The organism is Chryseobacterium sp. MIQD13 (assembly GCF_050496705.1).
Classification (GTDB): domain Bacteria; phylum Bacteroidota; class Bacteroidia; order Flavobacteriales; family Weeksellaceae; genus Chryseobacterium.
On the sequence record NZ_JBNWAF010000002.1, the window covers coordinates 1 to 14,013 of the forward strand.

Consider the following 14,013-nt stretch of genomic DNA (forward strand, 5'->3'; position numbering starts at 1 on the left):
TCTTATTACCACACAATCCAAAACTATTTAACATAAAATTCATGATTTGTTCATGCAAAACTCATAAACCACTGGCATACAGGGAGAAAAATTTTAAACTAATGTTTAATTTTGTATTATATCTACCAATAAAAGACTCTGATTTAAAAAAATCGTTTGATCAATGCTTTATATATAAAGTATCCTATGAGACATCCTACTGTATCTGCTACGATATCCAGAGACTCCATAGATCTGCCTAAGCCCATTTCTTCCTGAAGAATTTCGGTAAGGAAGGCATATATAAGTATGATCTGAAAGAAATATGAAAATTTGATTTTGGGGAAGGTGGCAATGAAAGAGAAACCCAACATTGCAAATATGCTCACATGTAAAATTTTATCAATACCATTGAACATAAACCAGTATTCATGGTTTTCTTCACCTGGCTTGAGGAGCATATAAGTAAGAAATGCCCAATAAATGGGCAAAATCTTACTAAATATTTTTGAAATATTATCCAATGATTGCCTGATATTCTTCAGCAGTAAGCAATTCTGATTGATCAGCACCACCAGCAATTTCTAATTTAATGATCCATCCGTTTCCATAAGGATCTGTATTTAACAACTCTGGCTGGTCTTCCAACTCTGAATTAAACTCAATAACTTTTCCTGCGATAGGTAAGAATAAGTCCGAAACAGTTTTTACTGCTTCTACACTTCCGAAAACAGCTCCTCCTTCAAGATCATCATCTACAGTATCTACATCTACATACACGATATCACCAAGTTCTCCCTGTGCGAAGTCTGTAATACCAATTGTAGCCACATTACCTTCAATCTTGATCCATTCGTGATCTTTAGTGTACTTTAATTCTGATGGTGTATTCATTTTAATTTTTATTTTGTACAAATGTATTCAAAATAATAAAAGGTTCAAAGGGGTAATGAATATCTTGGCTAAAAATTACTTTCAAACCAACAATTAATATATCATTATTTTGTAATAGCTTTTAATTCTTTAACTTCTTCCGTTAACTTATCATTACTTTCCTGAAGCTTTTTAAGCTGCTTATTTTGTTCGATGGTGTACAATGTAAGTTCTTCAATTTTCTGAAGAAGTTTAATCTGAAACTCCCCTACATTAACTCCCTCTTTTTCCATCTGTGCCGCTGATGCAATTTCAGGAAGATGTTTTTTTTCTTTAATATGTTTTTCTACCTCATCTAATTTTGGCAGCTTATAATCTTCATCAAAAACAAAGTCTGCTGTTGGGGTAAGTGTTACTTTTACTTCTTTTGCTTCAAATTTTCCATTTAATAAGGCATTCCCGTTTGCTCCGTTAATTACAAATGATTTCTGCCACTCCCAATCGGTATTGGCTGTATTTCTTGGCGCAATATGTAAGGACCTTCTGGTATCATCCGGTGTGTGGAATATCCAGGAATTAACTCCACCACTAACAAAGTCATTAAATTTAACATCTCCGTTAACATCTGCCATTATTAATTGATTCCAGCTTCCCCATTGAGTATCTGCTTGCGATGCATTTCTATAGAATACCCCTCCATCGTTAAAATTAAGCTGATGCACTTTATTACCTGAACTGTCTATCCAAGGTGCTATAGTAAACATTGCAGAATAGTTTCCGACTCCCGGAACCTGAACAACATCTCTAAATTTAAATTCTACTTTTGCTATCTGAGTATAGGCAGATGGAAGAGAGTTAATATCTCTTGTATCTGGTACTGCTAAACTTGTGGCTTGCTGGGCATAAATTAGGTTTGATAATATCAATCCAGAAATCAATAGTGCTTTTTTCATATAATTTTTTACGATAAAGATACCATATAAACTAAGGCATTCCAAAAAATGTGAATTAAAACTAAAATCCCCTTCTTTAGCAGAAAGGGATTTTTATTTTAGCAATTATATATTAATTTTTTTCTTAGAAACCACCACCTGCTGAGTCTCCGAATGTAAATGTTGCAGACAGACCGGCTCTAATAGTAGATAGCGGGAATGCTGTTGATATTTTATACTTGGAGGTCATCTGTTCATAGAATACTCTCAGGTTCAGGTTTTCAGAGACGTTGTAGTCTGCGGACAGTTTTATATTCATCAGTTTCTGTCCACCTGTGATCTGTGAATCATTCAACAGGATATTCATAATGGAAGTCTTGCTGTCTCTCAGTGAGATATCTCCTCTGATATTCAGGTCACTTCCTTTTCCTCTGGATCCTCTTGTATTGGCCATACCCAGTCTGAAGTTCTTAACAATATACCCCAGCCTTACTACGTATTCTGTATTGGAATCCTCAGTAAGAGTATGGTTTACCAATCCTAATAACATCATTCGGTTTTTGTTGTACTGAATTCCGAACTGCATATTGTTTCTCATCGTAACATCTATTCCGATAAGCGGTGAGAAGGATTCTACATAACCAACCTGGGAGAATGTAAACGGATTGATATAATCATTATTAACATCAAATGCATTTCCACCTGAAATCCTGTTAAAGTAATCAATACTTGACTGAATGCCTGTTGCAGTATAGGTTGCCGTATAGGTATGCTGAATATCAAATTTGGAGAACTGACCGTTAATGATCGGAATATTTCTTAAGCCTGAATAAGTGATCTTCCAGTTTGGAATTGGAAGTCCGGCTTTTCTGGCGTTTCCGATCTGCTTAACAGATTTGCCTTCAACAGCGGCTCTGAATGCAGGAATCAATACATAAGCATTGGCAATGCTGTAGTGATCTGCAAAGCCATCACTGTTCAGGACTTCTCCTATACCCAGCTGCTGGGAAAGTATCATTGCATTTTCCCTGATAGCCTGGTACACAGCCTGGGTTTCTTTGAATGATGTCTTAAGAAGTACAACAGAGTTGGAATACGTTACCTGATCATTCGCAAATGCATAATCATGATTGGCTGTTCCAAGATTATTCCGGTTATTAAATCCGGATTGAGAAAAGTTTCTGTTATAGTTATGCAACGCACTAAGATCAATCCTGAAATCATTCATCGGAACAATCTGTAAATTCGCCCTTAATTCCCTTGTGGACATTTTAATATAAGGATCAGTCATGTAAGGTGAGTCACTTACCCATCCATTCTCAAGTACCGTTCTTCTGATATCAGCCTGTGATCCTAAAAGGAATCCGATAGTTGGTCCTCCCAGTGTCTGACCATAACCATACATGTTTGGTGCAGAAAGTAAACCAGGGAGTACTGTTCCGTTATTTTCAGTATAGTTAACATCTAACTGTTTAAATGATGTCAACAGGAACGCTGCACTTTGAAGTACCGTCAGTTTATTTTTGAATTTATAGCTCTTATATCTAAATCTCTTCTTCTCCCATTGCTGTGTATACACATTATTCAATGAGTCGATCTCCTGTTTACGCTTTTGTAATTTTGCAGAGATGTTTTTGAAATATTTAAACTGCCCGAAGAACTTCGGAATATCCGCAGTAGCAGTAGCCTGAATCACATTTGTATTCTGACCTACGGACCCTAAGCTTCCTTCAGGACTTGAAAGGAGTGCAGTAGATCTTGCATTCCAGTTATAGGTAAGACCATATCCAAGTTCCGCATCAATAAAATCCAAATACGGAAGATACTGGAACGGCAGCTTATAATTAACCTGTACTCTATGGTTATATAACACTGGCCTACCTGCCCGGAATACATTTCCAAAGATGGATTTGTTGTCCATACCATTCACATCTACATTGTCATTAAGGGTTCTTGTTGCAGAATTGATCTCCAGTTTTAATGCTTTTGTGAAATTGAATCCTAAACCATACTGCCATCCGAAGAAGAAGTTTCTGTTTTTAATTGCAGCAAAACTGTCTCCTGTATTTCCACTTAAAATTGATTCAACATTTCTAAACTCAAGCTCGTTGTAATTTCTGTCTACTTCCGTTCTGAAAGATAATCTTGTAGGAATCGGATTGAAGTTGAATTCCTTGACCCATCTCAGATATTTTGTAGATTTTGCCGTGTCACTTATCATTTTGTTGAAAGGCTTAATTACCCACGGCTTGAAAGTATAATTATAATCAACGTAACCTCTCAGATATTGTCTGTAGTTTTTTGATGTATAAATATCCCTGTAATAATCATCGTTATAAACTGCAGTTACAGAAACGTTCTCAATATCATAGAATCTAGGTTTTTTGTTTGGATTTACCCTTTCTTTATGCATGTTTACAACTCCTATACTTCTTTGCTGCGTATAAGTTCTTGCTACTTTTTTCAATTGTTCCTTATTGGCAGCTTTGCTGAATTCCACATCGGTATCAAGAGGATTGTATTTTGGATCCTCGATCGTTTGTGAATAGGAATAATTTAAAGGAATTTTCACACCACTTTTTTCAGGAAGGAACTTGTCTACATTTACAGCAGTATTAATACTGAATGCAGACTGCGTAGACTGATTTCTTTCTGCCGGTTTCGAATCTATATTACCAAAACCTACAGAGGTATAAGATGCATTTGTATTTACAGTAGCAAAATCTCCAAGGTTAAAATTTAAGCTTGCATTACCTGCATACCCGCCGTCATTTTCAATTTCAGAAAGACGGATCTCGTTCACCCAAAGAATTCTGGAGACTGAGTTTGACCGGTTTGTATTTCTTACCCCGATCATAATGGTTGTAATATTTCCTAAGCTTGGACGTCCTTTAATATAAATTCTTTTCGAGTTATCTCCAAATGTAGGGTCCATGATTCGATCTACAATATTGGATGAACTCTTATCTCTACGGATTTTAGCGTCTACAAAGTTCTGGATCTCAAAATCAACATCGTTTTCAATAGGCCAAATTTCCAAAGGAGTTGTTGCTGTTTTAGGTGTAAGCAACATCTGAGACTCATACTCATAATAGTTATCCGTAGCATCACTTCCGAAACGGATAAAGAATTTAGATTCAGTGTCAATACCCTGATATCTGTCTGTCGGATCCTGAGCGTGTACAAAAAGTTTTAGCTTTTTATATCTTCTCATATCCAAAGTAGTATTTTTGAATACCCCTCTTGCTTCGCCGGCAAGATTATCTACTTTCATGTAAAGTGAAGCTTCATTTTGTCTCTGTGCTCCTGCATTTCCACTCAATACCTGTCTGTCAATTCCAGGAGGCAATACATAAGGCGGCTGGTTCAATGCATTTTCTTCAATATTTACACTTCCTACTTCAAAGTTATTATTTTGTGCTATTCCTACCCCTTCCTGTTGTGAAGAAACTGTAGGGCTGGCGATCTGATTTGGATATCTTCTCCAGTCCGATCTTACAAGATCCATTGTACCGAATCTTAAAGTGGAAGTATTTTCAAAACCTGCAAGCATTAGTCTCGCAAATCTTACGTTATTCAATACAGATGCACTTTTTTCTCCTTCCGCATCAGTTTCAGCATATTTTGAAACAGGAATTCTGAACAGGTACCATTTCACATCGGAAGACTGTCCGTTCTGGAAAGTAGCTTTTACAGTTTTTACATCTACGATATTGTTCTGCCCTAATGCAAGGCTCGGTTTATCTAATTTTACAACATATTCATTATAGCTTTCTGTCTGGTCAAGGTTATAATCCTTGTTGATATCTTCTGCATCCGGAGTCTGTGAAGCCACTTCCAGTGAATTGGCCTGTGAGTTTCCTTCTGGGTTTCTGAAATATTTATATCTCTGAACAAGAGATGAAGCCAGACCTCCTGTAAATTTATCCGACATAAAGAATACAAAGTCATCCACAGCAGGGTCTACCAAATTGGTAACCGGGTTAACAAATGTATTTCCGAATCTCATAGATTCCTGATCTGAGCTTAAACCGTCATATCCTAAATCCTGAGATCTTCTGTCATCTCCTTCACTTGAAAATGCATAAAGGATTGGCGGCTGTTTCGGCTGTATTCCCCAATTGGAAGTTGTTGTTGTAGAAGGTGCCCCCGGTGTAGGAAGACCATTTTCATACTGCATTTTACCATCTTTCAGGATGTCTTCAGAAACGTTTCCTAACTGGAATAAAAGTCGCGCATTATTTCCTAAGACCCCTCCATCCGCATAAGGATCCATCATCCAGAATTCAACATATTCTATATTTGAATTTACGAAGTTGGAAACACTGATCGGTCTCATAATACCCGCCCATCTGGAAGCCGCTGTTTCGGATCCAGGGTTGACGTTATAAGGACCTTTTTCCTGAGGATAGTAAGATATATCTAAAGTATTGGTGAAGGTCTGCTCGCCTGCAACAAAATCTCTGTTGTTATAAATTTCAGAATACTGTACTCTTCTGGATGCGTGATTGGAAACAGATTGAGGTGTAATTCCGGCAGGTGCTCTTCCTCCAACTCCCCAGAATCTCGGGTCAATATTATACCATGATAAAAGGCCTCTTCCGTAACCACTTGTAAGAGCATCATCACTTGGAGCTCCATTAAATGGTGGCGCAAGGTTTTTCTCTGGTCTTGAAGCCAGGCTCCAGGCTGCTGGTTCTTTTAAAGATATTTTAGAAGTTGTCTGTTCGAAATCGTCTACATAAGACTGGTCATTTGTTCCCTTATTAAGTCCCGGAAGCAAATAAGCAGCTTCCATTTTGAAGTTCAGGTTTGATGGAGCTTCAGTATTTACCAATGGAATCTTATCAGTCAGCCTGGTCAGGAAAGGAACCTGATTGTTGTACATCATATTGATCCCGGCCATTGTATTGTTAACCGCTTCCTGTCCGTAATTCACTTTCTGTGTAAGCGGAGACTCCGAATAATTAACTACTGTACCACCCAATATAAAGTTTTCACTGAATCTTCTTTCCAAATTCAATCCCAAGAATCTTTTTCTCTGGGTATTAAATGTAAGCTGGTTTTCTAATGAAATATTGATTGCCTGTCCGGACTGTTTAACATTTTCGTTGATGATCGTTACTGTCCCAAGCATATAGTCTACGGTATAATCTACCCCTTCCGTCAACTGAACACCATTCGCAGAAACTTTTACAGATCCCTGAGGAACGTTTACAGCACCAAGAGAAATTCCCTGTCCCTGTGTTCCTTTGTAGCGTCCTTCTATGGTATACCTCTGCGCAAGGTTACTGGAAGATGCAACTTGTTTCTGCTGTTTGTAAAGATCTGTGAAAACAAATTGCGGATCATTTCCAACCTGTCCCTGCATAAAGCTTCCAAAAGGCTGTACCTTGGTAAAGATAATTTTTCCTGTTTCCGGCCTGATCGTAATTCCGTTTACAAAGTCAAAAATACCGTCTCCCAGTACTCCACTGCTGGCCTGTACGTCATTATTCATATTCAGGCGGTCCCAGTTAAGTAATTTCAGCAAATTCTTATCCTGAACACTGGTTCCCGGAAGATAATTTACCTTACCTCCGGTTTTTGGATCTCTATAGAAAACATTAAGAATAAAACCATCCTGCGCCACCTGCCCTGCATCTAAAGAATAGATATTTTTCATCATCAGGTCCCACATCGGAGATTCCGTATTCACCTTGTTGTTTACTCTAAGAACTTTGGTTACCAACACAGGACTTTCTTCAGAGAATTCCCCTACTTTGTATACTTTATTAGTACCGTCCGTAAAGGAGTATGAAACAGCTAAAAGCTGATTCTCGTTCAGCTTCTGGTTTAATGAGACATATCCTAATTTAGGTTCCAGTGTATATTCATTGGCATTAAGCCTTCTTGCTTTTGTATTAAAGATAAACTGTTCTCCGTTGTCATACGGTTGTGTACTTCCCGGAAACATTTGCCCCTGAAAGGTCGTTGCATAATTTTTACCGGCCTCTCTTGGCCCTATTGCTGCATTAACAGACTGATACAATCCGTTTTGAGAGTTATCTGGTAATCCGGAAGCTCCTTCACCCAAATCTCTGATACCAATGATACTTTTTTGGTAAGCCAGGTTACTGTTTCCCTGATCAAGTACCCACACTTCCAACCTTGTAATATTTACTGTGGAATTGATCTGTGGATAGTTGGCCAAAGCCTGGTCATAACGGTCAAGGAAGTAGTGTCCTAAGAAAAAGTGCTGATTATCTTCATAGTCGATAGCATTGACTTTGAAATTATTCATAACACCACCTCCCTGTACTACTATATTTCTGGCTTCCCCTTGTTGCTGGGAAAGAACTACTGTTCCATAGGTTTTTCCGAGCTGAAATTCTGTCTTCACCCCGAATAAAGATTGTGAACCACGGATAAGGCTGGTAGAAAGCGGCATATTAACATTACCGAATTCTACTCTTTTAATAATTTTATCTTCACCTCCTGCACTAGGCTTATCAACATCACCAAGACCTTTTGTCTGGAGATCTTTCCAGTTCCCTTTTGCCTGCCATACGAGATTCATCCTGTTTTCGAAAGCAAAACCGCTCTGGGTATCGTAATTAGCTTTCAGCTGGAGATTTTCCCCTACTTTACCTAAAAGTCCCAGCTGTATCCTCTGATCGATATCAAAGGTAAAACTGGTTCTGTTTTGCGGCAAAATCAACGGGTTATCTATTTTTTGATACAACCCTGCAAAGTCTAAAGAGGCATATCCGGAAGGAATGATCTCTATCTTATTACTGCCAAAAATAGTTTCAAACAGCTTGTTATTGATCATCAAAGACGGAATGAGTCCTTTTTTACGGGCATCGGTTCTGTCTCGTCTGTAAAGCAGACTGTACTTGTCGGATTTTTCCTTGTAGTAAGCTTTTGACTGGGTTGCGAGCATAAATTCCTTATACTCTTCGGGAGACATTGCTGTAGGAGGACCTGTATAGGTATTTCCAATTTTAGGATACACATAATACATTCCTGTCTTTATATCATAAAAGGCCTCATACCTTGTAGGATCGGCCAGCTGATAGTCTTTTTTTATAATTGCAGTATCACGTACCTGCGCAAAGGTACTTACCGACATGCACAGGAACGACAGGAACAAAAATATTTTGAGATGCTTATTATTTGCCACCAAATGTTAAATGTTTTTTAAGATTTGTTTTACCAGTTCTTCTACGGAGATGTCCGGATTCTGTTTCATCATTTTGTCTGCGATCTTCTCGCTCATTCGTTTCGGGATCCCTAAAACTTCTAATGCAGATAACGATTCTTCCTTGACTTTATTATCCACAAAAGAAGAAATATTTTCTTCTGCAATGCTGAATTTTTGGACTTTATCCTTCAAATCCACAATGATTCTTTCTGCGGTTTTGGCACCAATTCCCTTAGCTTTTTGGATAAGGGCACTGTTTCTGGAAAGGATGGCAGAAGCGATCTCTTCAAGGCTTAAAGTAGAAAGAAGTATAAGGGCAGAAACTGCTCCTACTCCGTTAACGCTTATTAACAGATTGAACATTTCTTTTTCTGAACGAGTGTTAAATCCAAAGAGAAGATGGGCATCTTCCCGTATGATCTGCTGAGTAAATAGGAATGCCGGCTTATTCAGGGCCAGAGCCTGGGAGGTCATCAAACTGATACCTACATAGTAACCAACTCCTTGTACGTCGATTACTGCGTAAGTGGGCGTAAGTTCTTGAACGCTGCCTTTTAAGGAAAATATCATTATTAAGTTTTAAAACTCCCAAATATAGTAATTTAAACTAATTAATATTTTCATTTCACGTACGAATGATTTTTAACACAAATTTTGACTATCAATTCAATGAATTCATATAAATATAAAACCCATCCAAATGGACAGGTTTATGATTTAAATGAGTATGAACTTGATCAATTCTAAGGGTTCACATCAAAGCACGCCTCAAGATGACATGGCCCCTGAACACAAGTTGCTGTACATCCTACTGAACACAGTTGTCCTTGAGATGGAAGACAATATAATGTTCCGTCCGGAGATATAATAGGTTGGTCTCTAACTCCTCCTCCATTAATTTGCTTTAAATTTTCTCTTGATAATTTTTTAATGTTTTTCATGTTAAATATTTTAATCGCTGTAAATATATTATTTTATTGTAAAATCAACAATATTTTTAATAAATAATTAAACACAATGTATCAAAAGATTAAATTTAACCAATAATAAATAATTACAATTAATATTTAACACTATATTTTCAGAATATCCATATTAATCTATAATAATACCAGCCATTTTTTACTGATTTTCAAATTCTTCTTTTTAACATTCGAAAAAACAAAAAAAACATGAATCGGGAATATGTAAAAGGGCAAACAATAAAAAAGCAGTACACAAAATTTGTGTACTGCTTTTATTTATGAAAGATAGATTCTTTCCTATTTTTTGTTTTCTCTTCTTTGGGCATCAAGTACTGCAACCGTAGCCAGATTCACAATTTCGTCCACACTGGAACGCATCTGTAAAACATGTACAGGCTGTTTCAGTCCCATCAAGATTGGTCCTATTACCTGTGCCACTTTCATTCCTCTGATAATCTTGTAAGAAAGGTTTGCACTTTCAAGATTCGGGAAAACGAATGTATTGGCAGGCGTTGTTCCTAATTTTGAGAAAGGATAATCACTTAAATGATCTGCATTCATTGCAAAATCCGGCTGAATCTCACCATCAACAACCATTTTAGGATATTTTTCATGAAGGATGCTTACAGCTTTGGCTACTTTTTTGGAAGTATCGGAAATTGCTGCAAAGTTTTCAAAACCAAGCATGGCAATCCTAGGCTCAATGGCAAAAGATTTTACTGTAATTTCCGCCATTTTAGCAATATTTACAAGATCTTCTGCTGTAGGGTTCTGGTTGATAGATGTATCAGCGAAGAAAATAGGCTTCTTTTCTGAAAGGATCATCATCATAGCCGCTACTTTGTCTACTCCTTTATCTTTTTCAATAATTTCCAGAACGGGACGAAGGACTGAGGTATAGTTTTTAGAGAATCCAACGATAAGACCGTCTGTATCTCCATGCTTCAGCATTAAAGGACCGAAATAATCTCTCTGGCGAACATATCTTTTAGCCTTATATTCGTTCATCCCTTTTCTCTGACGAAGCTTCCAAAGGGTTTCTCTGTATTTTTTTCTGTTTTCTTCCTGATCGTCATCGCTTGGATCGATAATCGGGACGTTCAGATTGATGCCGAAGCGTTCCATCTGCTCTTTGATGTATTTTTTATCACCTAAAAGGCTTGGGAAAGCAATTCCTTCTTCATAAAGGATCTGTGCTGCTTTCAATACGTTGTATTCTTCAGCATTTCCTAAGGTAATTCTTTTCGGGTTGGATTTGGCACGGCTCTGCATCATTCTTACCAGCTTCTCGTCTCTTCCCATTCTGTCCAGCAGCTGATTTTCGTATTCCTCGAAATCTTCGATAGCTTTTCCTGCAATACCGCTTTCAATAGCTGCTTTTGCTACTGCACTTGATACTTTGGTAATCAGCCTGTTATCAAACGGCTTCGGAATAAAATATTCTCTTCCGAACTGTAAGTTCTGAACATTATAAGCAAGGATAACGGCCTCTGGCACAGGTTCTTTTGCAAGATCTGCAATAGCATGTACGGCAGCCAGTTTCATTTCTTCATTGATTCCTTTTGCCTGAACATCCAAAGCACCACGGAAAATGTAAGGGAATCCCAGTACATTGTTCACCTGGTTAGGATAATCACTTCTTCCCGTTGCCATGATCACGTCTTTACGGGTTTCAAGGGCAAGATCATAAGCAATTTCGGGATCCGGGTTTGCCAGAGCGAAAACGATAGGGTTCTCATTCATGCCGGAAAGCATTTCCGGAGTCATTACGTTTCCTTTTGATAATCCGATGAAAACATCTGAACCTTTTACGGCATCTTCCAGTGTTTCGATATCGGTATTCGCAATAAAGTCCAGTTTTTCAGGGGTAAGGTTTTCTCTTTTATGATTGATTACTCCTTTACTGTCGCACATTAAAACATTTTCTCTTTTCAGACCCAGAGAAATATATAGATTGGTACATGCAATGGCAGCAGCTCCGGCTCCATTTACCACCATTTTCACTTCTCCGATGTTTTTATTGGCGATCTGTAAAGCATTGATCAAAGCTGCAGCGGAAATAATTGCTGTTCCGTGCTGATCATCGTGCATTAAGGGAATATCAAGCTCTTCTTTAAGTTTCTGCTCAATATAGAATGCTTCAGGTGCTTTAATATCTTCAAGGTTGATTCCCCCGAATGTGGGAGCAATACCTTTTACAATCTGAATGAATTTGTCCGGATCTTTTTCATTAATTTCAATATCAAAAACGTTGATATCTGCAAAGATCTTGAACAAAAGACCTTTTCCTTCCATTACCGGCTTTGAAGCTTCTGCTCCGATGTCTCCAAGTCCCAGTACAGCCGTTCCGTTTGAAATTACGGCCACCAGGTTACCTTTCCCGGTATAATCGTACACTGTTTCGGGTTTATCGTGGATTTCCATACAAGGAACCGCCACCCCCGGTGAGTACGCCAATGACAGATCTCTTTGAGACGAATGCGGTTTTGAAGGGATAACTTCGATCTTTCCTTTAGGTTCGGCTTTATGATAATCTAACGCGGCCTGATTAAAGTTCTTTTCGTCGCGGTGGGTTTTACTTGACATAGAATTTTGTTTTTTATTAAAGTATATACTTAATATGGTAGTCTACTAAACTTTCGATAGGTTTTTGGACAACATGTCCTAGATTTAAATGAAATTCTTCCGCAACAGAACGGAGTGTATCCTCATAATAATACGCAATAGAGCCGATGAAATTGATCTCGGCATCTTTTGATTCTTTATAAGGAATGACTTGGTATTCGAAGAAGTTTTTCATTTCTTCATATACCATGATTTTAAAGTAAGGATGGTCTTTTCTTTCGATAACAAATCTGTTGAAATCTGCCAGCCAGGCGTTAGGTCTGGAGCTGTGATACATATTTTTCAGAGCTTCTTCTATTTTCAGCCCGTAATTCTGTTCAAATTCTGTATGAAGATCTTCCGGCAGTTTTTTCATAAAATATCTTCGCACCAATTGTTTTCCAATGGCGCTTCCACTTCCTTCGTCTCCCATGAGAAAACCAAGAGAAGGGAATTCTATTTTAATGTCTTTACCGTCAAAATAACATGAATTCGATCCGGTACCCAAAATACATACAATAGCAGGTTTTCCATTGTAGGCAGCATAGGCAGCAGCCAAAAGATCCTCTCTCACAACCGTTTCAGCTTTTGTGAATACTTTTTTTAATTCTTCCTCAATGGTTTCGCAATTTTTTTGCACACCGCACCCTGAGCCATAAAAGAAAATCTTCGTTATGGAATTTTTGACCAGTATAAGGCTGCTGTTTTTTTCTATTTCAGGAACAATAAGCTCCCGGTTGATAAAATTGGGATTAAAGCCGATGGTTTCCGTTTTTAAAAACACTTTTTTGAAATCATCCAGTATTACCCAATCTGATTTGGTAGACCCACTATCAACAATAGCAACCATATTTTACATTTTAGTTTAAGGGTGCTAAATTATGAATTTATCTTCAAATAGCGTTTAAAAACAGCCTGTAAGCTTTTAATGTTTTATATCAGTTTTTTGATTATTGAATTTTATTAACCAATCTTCAATCTCATCCTCCAGATAGGAGCTTTGGAGCATGATCGCATTAATAAAATCATCCGGTACAGGTTCATTGGTAGAGTTTTCAAGGTTCCACAATTCGTCTGCCATATTTTCATATTCTGAATACACTCTTTTGAAGCGGGAATTTTCTCTCTCAAGAGCTTCAATATTTTTTTGCTGAAGCTGGAATTTTCTGTATTTGTTTTGACTTTTCATACAAATATTATTATAATTTGGGTCGTAAAAATTAAGGTATTATGCGTTATAGCGCACATTACAAGATAGAAAAAACCATCAACACAGTAAGTTGAAAATGAATTTATTATCAGGTTATAATTACATTATTCTGAGTATTAAATTTAGAAATTATTTTGGTTCAAAAAAATAATTTAACAACTTTTTTCATTGTTTAACATATGCTTATCACATTATTATTTGGCAGAAACTTTTAAACCCTTTAGCCATCAATGTTGTTATTGTTTTTACAATTTTTAAAATAAT

Annotated in this window: 9 protein-coding genes; all 9 read right to left on the reverse strand. The window is 37.3% G+C overall.

Translation table 11 applies throughout. From position 1 onward, the window contains the following. Nucleotides 1-143: 143 nt before the first annotated feature. Nucleotides 144-470 (reverse strand): VanZ family protein, encoded by a 327-nt coding sequence (locus ACQWU4_RS07070; protein WP_429935085.1) that lies wholly within the window; start codon nt 468-470, stop codon nt 144-146. Between the two features lie 25 nt (nt 471-495). Further along, nucleotides 496-873: a glycine cleavage system protein GcvH gene (gene gcvH, locus ACQWU4_RS07075; RefSeq protein ID WP_429935086.1), complete on the reverse strand. Its 378-nt coding sequence runs from the start codon at nt 871-873 to the stop codon at nt 496-498. 104 nt (nt 874-977) lie between these two features. Further along, nucleotides 978-1,805 carry a cell wall anchor protein gene (locus ACQWU4_RS07080; protein WP_429935087.1) on the reverse strand — a complete coding sequence of 276 codons (828 nt, stop codon included), beginning with the start codon at nt 1,803-1,805 and terminating at the stop codon, nt 978-980. A 124-nt stretch (nt 1,806-1,929) separates the two neighbouring features. Further along, nucleotides 1,930-8,898: a cell surface protein SprA gene (gene sprA, locus ACQWU4_RS07085; RefSeq protein WP_429936036.1), complete on the reverse strand. Its 6,969-nt coding sequence runs from the start codon at nt 8,896-8,898 to the stop codon at nt 1,930-1,932. Between the two features lie 57 nt (nt 8,899-8,955). Then, a complete protein-coding gene (gene ruvA, locus ACQWU4_RS07090; RefSeq protein WP_429935088.1) occupies nt 8,956-9,540 on the reverse strand; it encodes a Holliday junction branch migration protein RuvA in 585 nt (194 codons plus the stop codon). A gap of 173 nt (nt 9,541-9,713) precedes the next feature. Beyond that, nucleotides 9,714-9,911: a bacteriocin-like protein gene (locus ACQWU4_RS07095; protein WP_429935089.1), complete on the reverse strand. Its 198-nt coding sequence runs from the start codon at nt 9,909-9,911 to the stop codon at nt 9,714-9,716. Between the two features lie 321 nt (nt 9,912-10,232). Then, nucleotides 10,233-12,521 carry an NADP-dependent malic enzyme gene (locus ACQWU4_RS07100; protein WP_429935090.1) on the reverse strand — a complete coding sequence of 763 codons (2,289 nt, stop codon included), beginning with the start codon at nt 12,519-12,521 and terminating at the stop codon, nt 10,233-10,235. Nucleotides 12,522-12,537: 16 nt separating this feature from the next. Further along, complete coding sequence (locus ACQWU4_RS07105) at nt 12,538-13,389, reverse strand: BadF/BadG/BcrA/BcrD ATPase family protein (protein ID WP_429935091.1); 852 nt, start codon at nt 13,387-13,389, stop codon at nt 12,538-12,540. A 75-nt stretch (nt 13,390-13,464) separates the two neighbouring features. Further along, entirely contained in the window at nt 13,465-13,728 is a 264-nt protein-coding gene (locus ACQWU4_RS07110; RefSeq protein ID WP_429935092.1) for a hypothetical protein, read from the reverse strand. Between the last annotated feature and the right edge of the window lie 285 nt (nt 13,729-14,013).